Origin of the sequence: Bradyrhizobium sp. ISRA442 (assembly GCF_038085055.1) — a bacterium.
In the GTDB taxonomy this organism is placed as follows: Bacteria; Pseudomonadota; Alphaproteobacteria; order Rhizobiales; family Xanthobacteraceae; genus Bradyrhizobium.
This window is the reverse complement of record NZ_JALGCN010000002.1, coordinates 378,093-395,239: the sequence shown is the minus strand read 5'-3', so window position 1 is coordinate 395,239 and position 17,147 is coordinate 378,093. Positions and strand designations below refer to the sequence as shown.

Below are 17,147 nucleotides of genomic sequence, written 5' to 3'. Positions count from 1 at the left end.
CATCACGCGTCCATACGGCAGCGGCGGCTGGAATCCGTAGGCGCCTGACGCCGAAGGAGCCGGGCGCGGCGGCGAAGGAACCACACAGCTCCGCCTCGCCTCAGGGGGCATCAGCACGTCGAATCCGCCGTGCCCCTTCAGGGCTGATCAGTTCCTGCCGAGATGCTGGCGGAAGAAGGCCAATACGGCGACGTCGAACTCCAATCACCGAAAACGATCGGCGGGTCGCTGCGAGCCGGACAAGTCAGACGGGCGTAACAGCTCCGTTCTTCGATCTATCGCGAAACTCTCGCGGCGTGCAGCCGGAGATCCGGCGAAACGCACGGGTGAAGTGAGCGGGATCAGCGTAGCCCGACGAGAACGCGACGTCGATGATCTTATTCTCGGTATCGCATAGGAGCTTCATGGCATTGTCAAATCGGACCTGCTCGAGCAATCCCGAGTATGTAAGACCCGCTTGCGAAAGTCGTCGCTGCAGACTCCTGACACTCAAGCCGATCATCTCCGCCGCTTCGGTTACCGTGGGGCCTCCTTCATCGAGGTAGGACGGCAGGCTCAGCCTGAGCGCGCTGACGGTGTCTTTGCCGAATGGTTGAAGATCGCTCTCAGGCAAATCCGACGGCGTGGCATTTGCGAGATTCGGCAGGCTCAGGAGTTTGAGCGGCACTTCGATCCATGAGGCTCTTTGACCTGATACGAAACGGGTGTTCGGCCAGTGCGACTGAACGTGAGTGCTGGGCGTGTGGGTTGCCTCAAATGCAATGACTGCCGGGGTCCAATCGGCTCCAGCGAACTGGCGGACGACGTGCATGATGAAAACATTCTGGAGCCACTGAGATATCTCGAGATGAGCTATGCCTTCCGTTCCAACGATTCTGCTGCAAATGTTCAGCTTCTCGTTGGAGCGTTCCAGCCAGATGTGCAGGTTTGTGTCTTCGACCGGCGCCCATTTGCACACCTGCTGAAGCGCAAACAACAGGGTCGGTGAATGGCGGATTTGAGCGCGCAGTGCTTCGCTCAGATGGCTGAAGGTCAACCGCTGGGCTGCCCGAAAGGCGATGTCTGATATCCCTTGGACATGCTGGGCTGCCGTCGCGAAGCGAATCGCCGGCAAAAGCGGGATGTAGTGATCAGCCTTATCTTCCAGGGACGTGGGAAGTCGAAACTTGGCCAGAAGCGAGGAAGTAGACCCCCCGACCTCGGAATGGATTTCAGCGAAAGGCATGAGGAATTGGCAACGAGTCAAAGGAATGATGGTCATTATCATTTGCCCCAACACTTTGTCGCGCTTGCAAGATAGCAGGCCGCCGCCTTTTTGGGTGTCATTGTCGTGTCATTTGCGCGTGAGGCGCCTGACCAATTTCGTTTGAACGCTTTTGACGAAAATTTTTGGCGGGCAATGGCCAGATTGGTCGCCCGCATGGATATAGCTTTGCGGCATCGGGTCTTTTTTCGAAGAGAGCACAGGCCTTGCGCCTCACTTGCCGATGAGAGCTGTCCGCGCGCCTCCAGTTCATGTCGTCCGCGCGACCATTGCCGCGTCGCTGCGACATGGTGACGCAACTCTCGATAGAACCGCCGGCGCGCTGAAGATCAGCGTCCGCACGTTGCAGCGTCACCTCGGTCGAATGGGCACAAGTCACAGCGAAATGCTCGCGGAGGTTCGCCTCGAAATGGCGTGTCGTTTGCTCGCAGAGTCCAGCAAGCGCCTCTCGGATATCGCGAAATTCCTCGGCTATTCGAACCCAAGCAGCTTCAGCCGCGTTTTCGTGCGCTTGATGAGAGTTCGACCCGTTGCCTACAGGCGACAGCAGCTTGCGCGCCTGCACCGGCAGGGACGTCGCCACAAAAAGCCTCGTGCAATTGGTGATTGAACGCGTCGGAAAGATTGGCGCGAAATGGCAAGACGCGCGGACCGAATTGGCGCGAAATGTTTAGCGAAGCTGCTGGTCGATATTCATTGCGGCGCTCCTGGAGGAGCCATCTGTTTGATTAACGAGGCGCTACGCAGGGCGGACAGGTCCAGCGGACGTGCTGCAAAGAGAACAATCCGCTTTCAAGGAGATAATCAGCATGACACTTCGCGCCACTCTCATCGCAATTTGCGCCATCGGATTTGCCGCTCTACCCCAAAACCTGTTTGCTCAATCGGTATCCGAGGCCAAGCCCCACGTACCGCTTGAAAAATCCATCGGCCAGGCAAAGCCGGAAGTCGTTCCCTCTCTCTTTGTGCTCAACTCGCGCGGTGCAAGCTTGAGTAATGGGAAGCTTGTGCTGACCGGGATTTCGCCGAATGCGATCGTCTTTGCCGATCGGCCTGTTCGGGCGGCCGGCCACGATCTCACGTCGCGCATCGTCGAGGATTGGGGCAACGGCAGCGACAATTTCGCGAAAGATCCTCCGAACGCCACGGTTTCCGGATTCAGGAAGGACGGATCGGCGGTGGCTGACGCCGTCGTGGTCCTGAAATCGCCCAAGCTCGACGGCGACAAGCTGACCTTCGACGTCGACGTGCTCGAAGGAGATCTTGCGGGAGCCGATGGACCGGCGTCGGTCTTCATCGACATCATTGGCCGACCATTTACGCCGCTGTCCTTCGCCGGCGTCGCCCGCCGCACGGCCTGGCGCCGGTGCTTACTATCGCGGTGCGGCCCTGGCGGGAGCGGCCGCCGTGGCGGGAGCTGCGGCTTACCCGTACTACGCACCTCGGTGCGGATATTATCCTTATCCGCCCTGCTATTAAGCCGCTGATCGGCGGCAGCGTGGCCGTCGCAGCGCAGCGAAGCGAAGCTCATTCCGACCAAGCTGTCTTTGCGGCGATCGGTGTCGTCCGGCAGGCAAGAGGCTCGCCTCTGAAATCGCTACCGTCGTTTATTTGTGTTCAGGAAGGAGATTACAATGAACGTCACCCGTCGATCCCTTGCACTTGGCGGCATGGGCCTGCTGGCAGGAGCGGCAGCAGCACGATCAGCGCTTGCGCAGGATTCGTTCCTGGGAGTGGGGCAAGGCCTGGAGGATTTCTGGCTCGCAAGCGACGCCTATATCTTTGGCTATCCGTTGGTGACGATGGAGATGACGCGCCGGATCATCACCAACGTTGCCGAACCCGTGGGCACGCGCGGGCCGATGGGCCACATCATCAAGCTGCGCCAATATCCGGATGCGTCGTTCAGGGACGTCACGGCGCCGAACGCGGACACTCTGTACACGACTTCGTTCTTCGATGTCGGGAAAGAACCGTGGGTCCTCAGCATCCCCGACATGAAGGGACGCTATTTCCTGATGCCGATGCTGGATGGCTGGACGACGGTGTTTCAGGTGCCCGGCAAGCGCACCACCGGCACGGGGGCGCAGACCTACGCGATCACCGGACCCGGATGGAAAGGCACGCTGCCCGATGGCGTGAAGCAGTACAAATCGCAGACCAACATCGTGTGGCTGCTCGGTCGCATTTATTGCACCGGCACGCCGGAGGACTATGCGGCCGTCCACAAGCTGCAAGACGAGTGCAAGCTGGTGCCGCTCAGTGCCTATGGCAAGCCGTACACGCCTCCTCCGGGAAAGGTCGATCCATCGATCGACATGAAGACGGCGGTCCGCGAGCAGGTCAATCGCATGGACGCGGTGTCGTATTTCAAGCTGCTGTGCGAGCTGATGAAGGCCAATCCACCTTACGCGGCGGACACGCCCCAGCTTGCCAAATTTGCCCGGATCGGCATCGTCCCTGGCCAGGATTTTGACGAGAGCAAGCTCAAGGCGGACTTCCTCAAGCGCGTGCCGGAAGTCTCGTTCGACCGGATCATGCTTCAGTTCAAGATCAACAAGGCCATCACGGACGAGAACGGCTTTGCCTTCACCACCAAAACCGGCATTTACGGCACCGACTATCTGATGCGGGCCCTGGTAACCGCGATCGGGCTCGGCGCCAATCGTCCGCAAGATGCGGTCTACCCGACCTCGCAAAAGGATGCGAACGGCGACAAGTATAACGGCGCGAACAAATACGTGATGCGGTTTCCCAAAGGCCACCTGCCTCCCGCGGACGGATTTTGGTCGCTCACCATGTACGATAGCGGCTACTTCTTTGTGAACAACCCGCTCAACCGTTATTCGATCAGCGCACGGCAAGACCTGAAGGAGAATCCGGACGGTTCAACCGATCTCTACATTCAGAAGGACTCGCCGGGCAAGGACAAGGAATCCAATTGGCTTCCGGCGCCTGAGGGCGATTTCATCCTCATGCTTCGTATGTATTGGCCGCAGGAAACGGACCCGTCGATCATCAACGACACATGGAAGGTTCCTGCCGCCAAGAAGGTCGCCACTTGAAACCTTGCTCATGCCGGCTCGCGGGCCGGCATGAGCAAGCCCCCAACCGCGGTTGCAACGGTCAATCCCGAAACGAACGCGCCCGTTCATTTGGATCTCGCCTGCTTGAGCGAGCGCGTACTGCAGCCGATCGGGAGTGGCCACGGCTCGATTTTGCTAGTTCGCCGATAGTGCGGTCTTGGCGACCTCGGCCATCCAGCCGGATGCGACCGGCAGGATCGTATCGTTGAAATCGTAGCGCGGGCCGTGCAGCTCCGCGCCGTCGCGCAGTTCGCCATTGCCGATCCAGGCGAAGGCGCCGGGTCGCTGCTGGAGATAAAAGGCGAAATCCTCGCCGGCCATGCTGGGCGGCAAATCGGTTCGCAACCTGGCCTGCACTCTCTCCGCGGCCAGTCGCGCAAGGCCGGCTTCCGCCGGTGTGTTGATGACCGTGCCGACGCCCATGACGATCTCGGGCGTCACCTTGACGCCAAAAGTCGTGGCAATGCCGGCGCAGATCTGTTCAATCCGCGCGACGATGGTGTTTTTCACTGCTTCGCGATGATACCGCAGCGTGCCGCCGATCACGACGCGTCCGGCGATCTGGTTGCGTGCCGTGCCGCCTTCGAGCGTGCACAGCGAGAGCACGGCGGTGTCGAGCGGATCGATGCTGCGCGAAACGATCGACTGCAGCGCCACGATGAGATGGCCCGCGGCCATCACCGGATCGCGCGTAAGGTGCGGCATGCCGGCATGTCCCGCATGACCCTCGACGGTGATGCTGACGCGCCCGCCCGAGGCCATCACGACACCGTCATGGACCGCGATCGTGCCGGCTTCGAGGCCCGGCCAGTTGTGAAAGCCGAACAGCTTCGTCATCGGGAAGCGGTCGAACAGGCCGGCCGCGACCATCGCGCGCGCGCCGCCAAAGCCTTCCTCGGCCGGCTGGAAGATGAAATCGACAGTACCGCTCCAGTCCGCGTCCGCCGCCAGCAGCGCGGCCGCGCCGAGCAGCGAGGCGGTGTGCCCGTCATGGCCGCAGGCATGCATCACGCCGGGATTGCGCGAAGCATACGGCAGCCCGGTATCCTCGGTGATCGGCAGCGCATCCATGTCGGCGCGCAAGCCGACACGTCCCTGCGCCGACCCGCGCGTCAGCGTCGCGACGATGCCGTGCCCGCCGATGCCGGCCTCGAAGGGAATGCCGAGCTCGGTGAGCTTCTCCTGCACGAAAGCGGCGGTGGCCTTCTCCTGCAGGGACAGCTCGGGATGCGCATGCAGGTGCTGGCGCCAAGTGGTCAGTTTCTGGTGAAGCTCTGGTGTCAAGGGTTTTGATCTCTGGACGGTGTCGGCGCCCGCCACCATAGCGGAATCGCCGGCCTCTGCATCCAGTATCAGGGAATGCCCCGCGTGCAGCAAAGCGCTTGTTCTAAGGCGAAAGCTTCGCCAGTCCCTTCCAGTCGAAGCTGATGCCGTGGCCTGGGCGTGCCGGCGCCAGTGCCATGCCCTGCTCGAGCACGAGCGGATGCTCGATGTATTTATCGAGCCCGAAGCCGTGCGCCTCGAGATAGCAGCGGTTCGGGCAGGCCGCGAGCAGATGCACGGTGATGTCGTGCGCGCCGTGGCTGGTGACGGGAAGGTTGAAGGCCTCCGCAAGCCGCGCGATCTTCATGAAGGCGGAGACGCCGCCGCAATTGGTGACATCAGGCTCGGGATAGGACACCGCGCCGGCGGTGATGTAGTTCTTGAACTCCCAGAGCGAGCGCAGGTTCTCGCCGGCCGCGATCGGCACGCCGCCGGCCTGCATGATGCGGGCGTGGCCGGCGACGTCGTCGGGGATGATCGGCTCCTCGAGCCAGGTGAGGTCGAAGGGAACAAAGGCGCGGGCGGCGCGAATCGCTTCCTCGACCGTCCATTTCATGTTGGCGTCCGCCATTAGCGGAAAGCCGTCGCCCAGATGCTTGCGCATCGCCGCGACGCGCGCGACGTCGGATTTGAGGTCGGGCCGGCCGACCTTCATCTTGATGGCACGAAATCCCTTGGCGAGATTGCCGTCGGTCTGCTCGAGCAGCGCCTCGACCGGGAGATCGAGGTCGATGCCGCCGGCATAGCAAGGCACGCGCGCGTCGAAGCCGCCGAGCAGGCGGAACAGCGGCAGACCGGCGCGCCGCGCCTTCAGATCCCACAGCGCGATGTCGAGCGCGGAGAGCGCGAGCACCGTCGGCCCGCCGCGGCCGCCATAGTGCAGCGCCCACCAGACGTGATGCCAGATCGCCTCGGTGTCGTCGGCCTCGCGGCCCTCGATCAGCGCCGGCGTCTCGCGCTTCAGGATGTCAGCGACAGCACCGCCATTGCGCCCGACGGTGTAGGTGTAGCCCACGCCTTCGGCGCCATCGGCATCGCGGATGCGGCAGGTGATCAGCTCAAACGCCGCAATCTCGCCATGCGTGCTGTCGGAGAGGGTGACGGGCAGGGGGATCCGGTAGAGCCCGGTCTCGATCGTCGCGATGCGTGCCATGCTTCCTTCCCGGCTTTTCCTTGCAGGTTAGGCCGACGGGCGCCGCCGGGCAACTGCAGGCGATGCAAGGCAGCTCACCGCATCGTCGCAAGCTGCACGGCCAGCGCGCAGGCGCGGTCGTATTCGCTGAGATTGATCCATTCGTCGATGGTGTGCGGCTCGTTCTGCCCGGCGCCGAAGGTCACGGTCGGAACACCGTGGCGGACCATCCAGTTTGCGTCCAGGCCGCCATTCGCGGCGCGGATGGACGGCGTGCCGCCGACGGCGGACACGGCTTCGATCGCGCGTTTGACCACGGGGAGGCCCTCCTTCATGCGGAACGGATAGTAGTCGGTCTCGGCCTTGAACTTGACGCGACCCGACTTGCCCTCGCTGTTCTTGACGCGCTTCGCCGCCTTCTCGAACGCCGCCTTGTAGGCCTTGGTGATCTCCTTGAAGAACTTTCCATCATGGCTGCGGCTCTCGCCGCGCACATGCACGTAGTCGGTGACGACATTGGTGGCATCCCCGGCCGGGCGGCCGTCGCCGCCGGTGACAGGCCCGACATTGCTGGTGCCCTGCCGCTTGCCCTTCACCACCTTGCCGAACCAGCCGCCCGCCTTGAGGTCGGCGAGCGCGAGCGCAAGGATCATGGTCGAAGAGATGCCGCGCTCCGGCGCGACGCCGGCATGCGAGGCGCGGCCAAAGATCTCGACATGCCAGCGATCCGCGCCGACGGCGCCGATGGTGACGTTGGAGGCGGAGCCGCCGTCGTAGTTGAAGGCCATCACCGGCGAGCCAAGCTCCTCCAGCTTGACGTGGCGCGCGCCATAGAGCCCACTCTCCTCCCGCACGCAGAACAGAAGCGTGATCGGCGGATGATCGAGCTTCTGCTTCTCGAGCTCCGCCGCCAGCGTCACCAGCACGCCGCAGCCGCAGCGGTTGTCGCCGCCGAGCGCGGTCTTCGCCGTGTTGACGATCTTGCGCCCGGAGACCTTCGGCTTGGCGCCGGCGCACAGCGGCACGGTGTCCATGTGGGTCATGAACATGATCCGCGGCTGGTTGTGCAGCGCGCCGCGGCCGGGCAGGTCGACGATCAGGTTGCCGGTCTCCGTCGGCACGGGAATACGCGTGTTGGCGTCGTCGAGGCGGATCGCGTTTGCCGGCACGCCGGCCTCCTTTAGCGCCACGGCAAGCTCGCGCCCGATCGCGGCTTCCTGTCCGGTCACGCCCTCGACGGCGAGGAAGCGCATGAGGCGGCCGGTGGCGGCTTGCGTGTCGACAGGCATGACTTATTCCCTTTGCTGCACAGTGCTTGTCAGCATCCCCTGCGGCACCGCATTTCGCAAGGGCTTCTCAGACACTCCGCGTGTAAGCCAAAAAGATCAGCGAGCCCAACAGCAGCGCTGCCGCCATGAACAGCAGCACCGCCGGCAGCCCCGCGAGCGCCGCCACCGCGCCTGTCGTCGACTGCATCAGGGCCGCGCCGAGGAAAAAGGCCAGGTTGATCGCGGCGAGCGCCTTGCCCGCAACCTGCGCGTCGACGAGCTGCCGGGACATGCCGAACAGCAGCGGCTGCGCCGAGGTCGCAAGGCCAATCAGCACGAACAGCACCAGGTCGTATTGCGGCGGCATGACGGCGACGCCGAGCAGCATGGAGACGGCGTAGTGCGGCGCGCCGAGCGCCATCAGCGCCAGCAGCAGCGCTCCGGTCAGGTGCGAGCCGGCCACCAGCTCGCGGCGGCGATTGAGCTTGCGATCGATCATGCCGATGAGAAGCGGGCCGATGATCATGGCGATCGTGAAGGCGCCGAGCTGGTTGCCCGCCTCGACCCGCGACAGTCCCTTGACCTGCATCAGCCACGGCCCGCCCCACAGGCCGCGCAACACCAGCGAGGTCGCAAGCGACACCAGCGCGAGCGCGATCAGACCGCGTAGCGGATGCGAGAAGCCGAGGCGCAGCACCGCGATCATCTGCGCCAGCGGCGAGGAATCGTCCTTGTGCTCCGCCGGCTGGTTCGGCACCAGCGCGAACACCGCGAGCGCCACCGCGACGCCGGCGGCCGCCGAGATCCAGAACCCGGCGCGCCAGCCGTAATTGTCGACCACGAAAGCGAGCGGGCTCGACGACAGCAGCATGCCGATATTGCCGATCGAGAGGATTGCGCCCGACCACAGGCCGAACCGTGCCGCCGACAATTGCTTGGCGGCCAGCGTCATCGGGCACATCAGCATGCCGGACGTGGCGACGCCGAGGAGAACTTGCCCGACCGCAAAGCTTTCCGGCCCCGTCGCGAAACCAGAAGCGATGGCGCCGACCACGGTTCCCGCGAGCAGGCTGAGCGACACCGGGCGCACGCCAAAGCGATCCATCGCCGCGCCGACCGGGATCTGCGCCGCGGCAAAGGCGAACGGATAGACCGAGGTGAGGCTCGCCAGCGCCTGCGGCTCCATCCGGAAATCCGCCGCCATCAGATCGAGGCTGACCGCCGGGATGGTGCGCAGCAACGTCGACAGCATGTGCCCACAGGCCAGCGCCAGCAGCGCAAAAATCAACGCGCGGGTGCCATCTCCCGCTTCATCCGTCGCCACCGCAGTCATGAGCTCCCGTCCCGGCAAGGGTTTTGGGTGAGGTACATGATTGGGGAGAGGGTGCCAATGGCGGGACCGGCAGGTCTCTTATTCCGGATTGTGGCTAGCGCTCACTTTTGAGGTATTACCTTTCGTCTCGATACGGCGGACCAAACGCTGCCCGATAGATCGCCCAATAGACCGCGCCGACAAAGCCGGCACCGCCCACGATGTTGCCCAGCGTCACGGGCACGAGATTGTGCAGGATGCCGGAGATGGTGATGAGCGACGCGTCGAAATTTGCCGGAGCGTGACCCGTCCGGACCAACAGCCACGCCAACGGCAGGAAATACATGTTGGCCACGCAATGCTCGAAGCCGGCTGCGATGAAGGCTGAGACCGGCAATATGACGGCGACCATCTTGTCCGTGACCGATCGACCTGCATAGGCGAGCCAGACAGCCGCGCACACGAGCACGTTGCACAGAATGCCCTTGAAGAATAGCGCGACCACATCCGGACGAATTTTTCCCGCTGCCGTGTTCAATACCGACAAACCGATGCGGCCATCATTCATGTCGAGATGATGAGAATAAAAGACCAGGACAATGAGCCCAAGGGCTCCGATGAAGTTGCCGAAGTAGACGATCGCCCAATTGCGCAGCATCGTACGCGTGGAAACATTGCCACTGGCCCAGGCCATCACGATCAGGTTGTTGCCCGTAAACAGCTCGGCGCCTCCCACAAGAACGAGCGACAATCCGAGCGTGAAAACCAGTCCTCCAACGACGCGTGCAGTCGCGAAGCTGAGTGTCGCGTCACTGGCAACGACGGTATAGTAAAGTGCGCCGAACCCGATGCCGCCACCTGCCACGATCGCCAGCATGAAGGAGGCCAGAAAAGGCAGATTGGCCTTTTTCACACCAACCTTCTCGACGGCCTGCTTAATCTCCGCGGGGCTGTAAGCCTGCAAATTGAAGATGGGCGCGGGGACCGGTTCGGCCATCCGGAATTTCCTCACTCGAACGGAATGCGCCGTTACCCGCCGGCGCTACCTATCGCCAATAGTCCGACGATCTGCACGGCGATCACCTTCACCAGCGTCATTGACGGGAAGATCATGGCGTAGCCGATGTCAGGCCGCTCCGTCGGTGCCATCTTGGTCGAGTAGACGAGAATGGCGGGATTGCCGGTTGCTCCTGACGCAACGCCGACGAGGTCGTCATACGGAATGCGCATGAGGTAGTGGCCGACCAGCAGTACGATCGCCACGGTGGTGAGGAGGACGGCAACGCCGATAAACAGCATGGTAAAGCCGGATTCGGCGACGGTGCGCACAAAGGGTTGGCCCGCATTGACACCGACCGTGGCAAGGAACATCGCAAGGCCGAAGTTTCGCAGGACGATGTTCGCCGGCAGTGGCATGGTCCAGAGCATCGGCCCGGTGCGGCGCAATTTGCCGAGGATGAGGGCCACGATCAGCGGCCCGCCGCCTATGCCGAGGGTTACGATTCCGACGCCCGGAATCGGTATCGGTATCAGGCCGAGGAGTACGCCCATCACCATCCCGAGTCCGAGGGACACGTAGCTGAACTCGGCGGTCGCCTTGACCGTGTCGCCGAAATGCTTGCGGACGTCCTCCTTGCGATCCGGAGGGGTCAGCACGCCGACGCGGTCGCCGAATTCCAGCATCAGGTCGGGTGAAGGCACAAGGTCGGCATCGTAGCGCCGCACATGCAGGAGATGCGTCGGAAAGCCCGGCGGCATCGGCAGCTCGGAAAGCGGAATCCCCACCACGCCGGCTTTGCCGACGAACACGCGAACGTAGTCCAGATCGGCCCGGTCACTGGCCAGCCGGCCCGGTTCGAGCTTTCCAAGCTTGGATGCCGCGTTTGCGATCGCGTCCTGACTTTCGGCAACAACGAGCACGGCATCACCGGCGGACAGAACTGTATCCCCCGCGGGAACGATATTCACCCCCGCCTTGCGAACCATCGTCACCTGGACGCCACCCAGGATCTCCCTGCTCAATTCGTCGAGCGTGCGTCCGGCCAAGCCGGCACCGATCGAAATGTCGCCCATGTGAAAGCGCTGGGCCTTGGCCGGGAATTTCGGCTTCACCATGCGCGTCATGAAATAGATGCACAAGATCGGGCCAATGACGCCGAACGGGTAGGCGATCGAATAACCGATGGAAGGATCCTTGCTGTTGGTGACGTCAAGCGCGGCCTGGAGTGTCGCGGTGCTTGTCATCGATCCGGCATAAATTCCCAGCGTGTGGCCGATCTTGATACCAAAGGCCTTTCCAAGCGCGAGCGCTACGCCCAGGCTCGCGAGGCAGGCGATGAGCGCGAGAAGATTGTACTTCCGGCCTGAGCCGACAATGCCCTCGAAGAACTGGCGGCCATAGAGGATGCCGATGCCGTAGAGGAACATGACGAGGCCGGTCAATCCGATCGGCCCGATGATCTGGGCCTTCGGCGCGAACGCGCCGATGGCGAGACCGACAAAGAGCACGGCGCCTACGCCGAGCGAGAAGCCGCTAATGCTGATCTGTCCGACCAGATAGCCCACACCAATGGCGAGAAATGCCGTCAGGATCGGCTGGCTTCCAATGATGTCGCGGGCAAGGTCCAACATTCATCTCTCCGGGGTAATCCGAGGTCTGTTACCGGGCGTTACAGCCGGCATCGCGAAACTGGCCGATGACCCGGTTGACCAGCTCGCGGGAGGGCGGTGGCGTATCGAAGTGCTTGTAGTCGAGCCCCATCGCCTTCCATTTGAACTCACCCATTTGATGGAAGGGCTGCACCTCGAGGCATTCGACATTCTTCATGGGGGCGACGAAGCGGGCGATGCCCTCCACATTCGCCGGATCGTCGGTGGCACCGGGCACGAGCGTGAAGCGGACCCAAACTGGTTTGCCGATCGAGGCGAGGCGCTCGGCAAAATGCAGCGTCGGCGCGATGTCTCGCCCTGTCACCTTGCGATAGGTGTCCGGGTCGGAGCTCTTGATGTCGAGCAGTACGAGGTCGATGGTCGAGAGAAAGGCGTCATCGGCACGATCGCCGAGAAAGCCGGAAGTCTCAATGGCCGTGTGCAGGCCCATGTCCTTGGCGCCAGCGAAGATGCGCCTGACGAAGGCTAGCTGCACCATAGGTTCACCGCCCGATATCGTCAGTCCGCCTCCGAGGCTGCGCACGGATGGCGCGAAGTCGCCGAGACGACGCAGCACCTGTTCGGCCGAAACATATGTTCCGTCCTTGAGGTGCCAGGTGTCCGGGTTGTGGCAATAGGTACAGCGGAGCAGGCAGCCCGAGACGAACAGGACGATCCTTAGGCCCGGACCGTCGTAACGCGACGACGTTTCGTAGGAATGGCAGTAGCCGAACGCGCCGTCCTCGTCCCTGAACTTGTCCTCATCGGGAGCGTCGGGCGAAGCGCCCGTACGCAGGTCATGACGGCTTCCCGATTCGAGTGCCTGCTGGGTCGACATCGAACACCCCGGCTCAGATCTGCCCGTGGAAGGTGCGGCTGATCACATCCCTCTGTTGTTCCGGCGTCAGCCGGACGAAATTGACGGCATAGCCGGACACGCGGATCGTGAGCTGCGGATATTTGTCCGGGTTCTTGATGGCGTCTTCCAGCGTCTCCCTGTCGATCACGTTCAGGTTCATGTGGAAGCCGCCGCGCTCGAAATAGAGGTCAAAGGCCTTGGTGGCCTCGTCGATCAGCTTCTCTTCGGAGAGATGGGCCTTCTGCGGCGCGACCGAGACGGTGTAGCTGATGCCGTCGAGCGAATCCTTGTAGGGAAGTTTCGCGACCGACAGACACGACGCGAGCCAGCCATGGCTGTCCCGGCCGTGCATCGGGTTCGCGCCCGGCCCAAACGGCTCGCCCTTGCGGCGGCCGTCCGGCGTATTGCCGGTTGCCTTGCCGTAGACGACGTTGGAGGTGATGGTAAGGACGCTCTGTGTATGCGTCGCGTTCCTGTAGGTCGGATGCTTGCGGATCTTTTGCATGAACCGCGTCACGAGCTCGGATGCGATCTGATCGACCCGATCGTCGTTGTTGCCGAATTGCGGCGTCGAGGCGTTGCCCTCGTTCTGGTAGTCGACCACCAGTCCCGTCGCATCGCGGGTGACACGGATCTTGCCATATTTGATCGCGCTGAGACTGTCGGCTACCACCGAAAGTCCGGCGATGCCGAATGCCATGGTGCGCAATATGTCGCGATCATGGAGCGCCATCTCCAGGCGCTCGTAGAAGTACTTGTCGTGCATGTAATGGATGCAGTTCATGGCATGCACATAGGTCTTGGCGAGCCACTCCATGGTGGTGTCGAACTTCGCCATGACGTCGTCATAGTCGAGGAAGTCGCCGATGACCGGCATCGTCCGGGGAGCGACCTGATCGCCGGAAACCTCATCGCGTCCGCCGTTGATGGCGTAGAGCAGGGCCTTTGCGAGGTTCACGCGCGCCCCGAAGAACTGCATCTGCTTGCCGAGCCGCATCGCCGAAACGCAGCAGGCGATTGCATAATCGTCGCCCCAGTGCGGGCGCATCAGATCGTCATTCTCGTATTGCAGGGACGAGGTGTCCTTGCTGACCTTGACGCAGAAGCGCTTGAAGGCCGCGGGCATGTGGTTGGACCACAGCACCGTGATGTTCGGCTCCGGCGCCGGCCCGAGGTTGTAGAGGGTATGGAGCATGCGGTAGCTGCTCTTCGTCACCAGCGCCCGTCCATCGAGGTCCATGCCGCCGACGCATTCGGTCGCCCAGTAGGGATCTCCACTGAACAACGCGTCGTATTCGGGCGTGCGGAGGAAGCGCACGATGCGCAGCTTCTGCACAAGCTGATCCCACAACTCCTGTGCGCCTGCCTCGTCGAGCACGCCTTCCTTCATGTCGCGCTCGATGTAGATGTCGAGGAAGCTCGAGATGCGGCCGATCGACATTGCCGCGCCGTTCGCTTCCTTGATCGCGCCGAGATAGGCGAAGTAGGTCCACTGGAACGCCTCGCGCGCGTTCATGGCGGGCTGGGTGATATCATGGCCATAGAGCTTCGCCATCGATGCAAGGTCTTCCAGCGCGCGCATTTGTTCGGCGAGTTCTTCGCGCTGGCGGATCACCTCGTCAGTCGGCCACATGTCATCGATCTGGGCCCGCTCCTGGCGCTTACCCTCCAGCAGACGGTCGGTGCCGTAGAGTGCAACGCGGCGATAGTCGCCGATGATGCGGCCGCGGCCATAGGCGTCGGGAAGGCCGGTGATGATGCCGGACCGCCGGCAGTTCATGATCTCCGGCGTGTAGGCATCGAACACGCCGTCATTGTGCGACTTGCGGTACTTCGTGAAGGCCTCGTGCACCTTTGCGTCGGGTTCGAATCCTGCGGCCTTGAGGCCAGCTTCCACCATGCGTAGGCCGCCGAACGGAAAGATCGCCCGCTTGAACGGCTGGTCGGTCTGAAGACCGATGATGACCTCGTTGTCGCGGTCGATGTACCCGGCCTCATGCGCCAGCATCGTCGACGGATTTTTCGCATCGACGGCCAGGACGCCCTTCTTTCGTTCCTCGGCAAAGTAGGGCTGCAGCTTGGCCCATACCGCCTTGGTGCGCTGCGAAGGGCCCACCAGGAATGTCTCGTCCCCGGAGTAGGAGGCAACATTTCGGACGATGAAGTCGCGCACGCTGATGGAGGAGGACCAGTCGCCCGGCTGGAAACCTCTCCAGCTATCCGCCTTGGCGTCTTTCTCGAGCGCCGCGCTGCCTTTCATGACGAATCTCCCTGGCGTTGTCGTTTGTCCTGGCATCGCATCCGATCTGCAAAGGAGGCATCGGGGCGCGCCAGGCTGTTGCTCAATGTTAGGGGCGGCAGGCGGATGCGTTGATTGACCTATGTCAACCTGTGGGAGCCATCGGCGATGGGCAGCCGAAATAATTGCGGCTTTTTGTATCGGCATGATCATTGCGCGACCGCAGCATCGATGCGGCAGTCGGTCGCATCCGCGCAGCGCCGCCGGTGGCGCTCACTCCCCGGGCATTGCTTGTACCGGAGTAGGGCTGCCACGACTCGGCCGGACACCCGTGATGCGCGGCTTACATTTTCCGCACCGGCGGCTTAGTCTTTACTTGCGAACCGGTGCAAAGGCGGCGCCGCTCGGCGGAGGTCGCCGACAGGGATGGACAGCTTGCGCTATCTCTTTGAGGAGTACGTGTTCGACACGGATCGGCGCGAGCTGCATCGCGGAGCTGATCTTGTTTCCGTTGCGCCCCAGGTCTTCGACATTCTCGATTACCTGATCCGCAACAGGGAGCGTGTTGTCAGCAAAGACGATCTCCTGGAGGCCATCTGGAAAGGGCGCATCGTGTCCGAGGCTGCGCTTACGACCCGCCTGAATGCCGCACGCACCGCAATCGGCGATTGCGGGGAAGCGCAGCGCCTGATCAAAACACTCCCGCGCAAGGGCTTCCGTTTCGTCGGGGAAGTTCGGGAATCACCGAAGCCGGACCCTTTGGCCGCCGTCCACGACCAGCAAGAAGCGAGGATAGTCGCCGCCCTCCCGCTGCCCGATAAAAAACCCTCGATCGCCGTACTCCCGTTCTCTAACCTGAGCTCCGATCCCGAGCAGGACTATTTCGCGGATGGCGTCGTGGAGGATATCACCATGGCGCTATCGCTCTTTCGTTGGCTGTTCGTGGTCGCACGCAATTCCAGCTTTGCATACAAGGGGCGGCCAGTGGACGTGAAGCAGGTCGGCCGCGAGCTCGGAGTGCGGTATGTCCTCGAAGGCAGCGTGCGCAGGGCCGGAAAGCGCGTTCGCATTGCGGCTCAGCTTATCGACGCCGAGACGGGAGCCCATCTCTGGGCCGACCGTTTCGAGGGGCCGGTCGAGGATATGTTCGATCTGCAGGATCATCTGACCTCCAGCGTGGTGGGGGCGATCGCGCCGAAGCTGCAGCACGAGGAGATCAAGCGGGCCAGGCGCAAGCCAACCGAAAACCTGGATGCCTACGATTATTATCTGCGCGGGCTGGCGAAAGCCCGTTGGTCCAAGCACGCGAACAGCGATGCGCTGGACCTCTTTTACAAGGCGATCGAGCTCGATCCTCGTCTGGCCTGTGCCTACGGCATGGCCGCGTGGTGCCATGTCCGACGCAAGGCGCTCGGTGAGATGAACGACCAGCCGCGGGAAAGCGCGGAAGCCATACGATTGGCTCGCAAAGCGGTGGATCTGGGGGCAGATGATCCGTTTGCGCTATCGATGGGCGCTTACGCGCTCGCCTTTGTAGCCCGCGAGTTCGACGATGCTGCGGATTTCATGGATCGCGCATTGGCTGTCAATCCCAATCTGGCACGGGCCTGGATGCTCAGTGCCTGGCTGAGAGTCTGGCGAGGCGAGCCTGATCTCGTGCTCGAGCACTGCGCGCATGCCATGCGGCTAAGTCCGCTCGATCCGTCGATGTATTACACCACGCACAGCGCCATGGCCTATGCTCACTTCCTGGCGGGTCGCCACGACATCGCGCTGTCGTGCGCAGAAAAGGCAATGCGCGACAATCCGGCTTTCCTGCTGACAATCTGCATTTACGCCGCCAGTGGTGTACTGGCAGGGCGGATGGAGCCGGCACGCAGAGCCATCTCGCGGGCGCTCGAAGACAATCCTGGTCTGACGGCATCCAGCTTGAGCGAGTTGACGCCATTTCGCCGGCCGGAGAACTTCGCAATCTTTGCGAAAGCTCTCCGCAATGCGGGTCTTCCGGATTGACG

13 protein-coding genes are annotated in these 17,147 nt (G+C 62.6%); 4 read left to right on the top strand and 9 right to left on the bottom strand.

Annotated elements, in window-relative coordinates; genetic code table 11:
• Window positions 1-244: 244 nt before the first annotated feature.
• Window positions 245-1,261 carry a helix-turn-helix transcriptional regulator gene (locus tag MTR72_RS04880; protein ID WP_280965298.1) on the bottom strand — a complete coding sequence of 339 codons (1,017 nt, stop codon included), beginning with the start codon at window positions 1,259-1,261 and terminating at the stop codon, window positions 245-247.
• A 226-nt stretch (window positions 1,262-1,487) separates the two neighbouring features.
• Here MTR72_RS04880 and MTR72_RS04875 point away from each other — a divergent pair, with 226 nt between their 5' ends.
• The 3 genes from MTR72_RS04875 to MTR72_RS04865 all read left to right on the top strand — a co-directional run bounded on the left by MTR72_RS04875 (window position 1,488) and on the right by MTR72_RS04865 (window position 4,329).
• A complete protein-coding gene (locus MTR72_RS04875; protein WP_341510141.1) occupies window positions 1,488-1,874 on the top strand; it encodes a helix-turn-helix transcriptional regulator in 387 nt (128 codons plus the stop codon).
• Between the two features lie 157 nt (window positions 1,875-2,031).
• Window positions 2,032-2,751, top strand: coding sequence for a hypothetical protein (locus MTR72_RS04870; RefSeq protein WP_445819548.1), 720 nt, complete (start codon window positions 2,032-2,034; stop codon window positions 2,749-2,751).
• 147 nt (window positions 2,752-2,898) lie between these two features.
• Window positions 2,899-4,329 carry a DUF1254 domain-containing protein gene (locus MTR72_RS04865; RefSeq protein WP_280965296.1) on the top strand — a complete coding sequence of 477 codons (1,431 nt, stop codon included), beginning with the start codon at window positions 2,899-2,901 and terminating at the stop codon, window positions 4,327-4,329.
• 156 nt (window positions 4,330-4,485) lie between these two features.
• Here MTR72_RS04865 and MTR72_RS04860 read toward each other — a convergent pair whose 3' ends face one another.
• From MTR72_RS04860 to pflB, 8 genes are all read right to left on the bottom strand, one after another.
• Window positions 4,486-5,634 (bottom strand): amidohydrolase, encoded by a 1,149-nt coding sequence (locus MTR72_RS04860; RefSeq protein ID WP_280965295.1) that lies wholly within the window; start codon window positions 5,632-5,634, stop codon window positions 4,486-4,488.
• 103 nt (window positions 5,635-5,737) lie between these two features.
• Window positions 5,738-6,826, bottom strand: coding sequence for a mandelate racemase/muconate lactonizing enzyme family protein (locus tag MTR72_RS04855; RefSeq protein WP_341510140.1), 1,089 nt, complete (start codon window positions 6,824-6,826; stop codon window positions 5,738-5,740).
• Between the two features lie 74 nt (window positions 6,827-6,900).
• Window positions 6,901-8,094 carry a M20/M25/M40 family metallo-hydrolase gene (locus MTR72_RS04850; protein ID WP_280965293.1) on the bottom strand — a complete coding sequence of 398 codons (1,194 nt, stop codon included), beginning with the start codon at window positions 8,092-8,094 and terminating at the stop codon, window positions 6,901-6,903.
• A gap of 67 nt (window positions 8,095-8,161) precedes the next feature.
• On the bottom strand, window positions 8,162-9,406 hold the full coding sequence (locus MTR72_RS04845) for an MFS transporter (protein ID WP_341510139.1): 1,245 nt from the start codon (window positions 9,404-9,406) through the stop codon (window positions 8,162-8,164).
• Between the two features lie 115 nt (window positions 9,407-9,521).
• Window positions 9,522-10,382: a formate/nitrite transporter family protein gene (locus tag MTR72_RS04840; RefSeq protein ID WP_280965291.1), complete on the bottom strand. Its 861-nt coding sequence runs from the start codon at window positions 10,380-10,382 to the stop codon at window positions 9,522-9,524.
• A gap of 32 nt (window positions 10,383-10,414) precedes the next feature.
• A complete protein-coding gene (locus MTR72_RS04835) occupies window positions 10,415-12,016 on the bottom strand; it encodes an aspartate:alanine exchanger family transporter (protein ID WP_341510138.1) in 1,602 nt (533 codons plus the stop codon).
• A gap of 28 nt (window positions 12,017-12,044) precedes the next feature.
• Window positions 12,045-12,872, bottom strand: a complete 828-nt coding sequence (gene pflA / locus MTR72_RS04830; protein WP_280965289.1) for a pyruvate formate-lyase-activating protein — start codon at window positions 12,870-12,872, stop codon at window positions 12,045-12,047.
• A gap of 13 nt (window positions 12,873-12,885) precedes the next feature.
• Entirely contained in the window at window positions 12,886-15,153 is a 2,268-nt protein-coding gene (gene pflB / locus MTR72_RS04825) for a formate C-acetyltransferase (protein WP_280965288.1), read from the bottom strand.
• Between the two features lie 414 nt (window positions 15,154-15,567).
• Here pflB and MTR72_RS04820 point away from each other — a divergent pair, with 414 nt between their 5' ends.
• Window positions 15,568-17,145: a winged helix-turn-helix domain-containing tetratricopeptide repeat protein gene (locus MTR72_RS04820; protein ID WP_341510137.1), complete on the top strand. Its 1,578-nt coding sequence runs from the start codon at window positions 15,568-15,570 to the stop codon at window positions 17,143-17,145.
• Window positions 17,146-17,147: the final 2 nt, after the last annotated feature.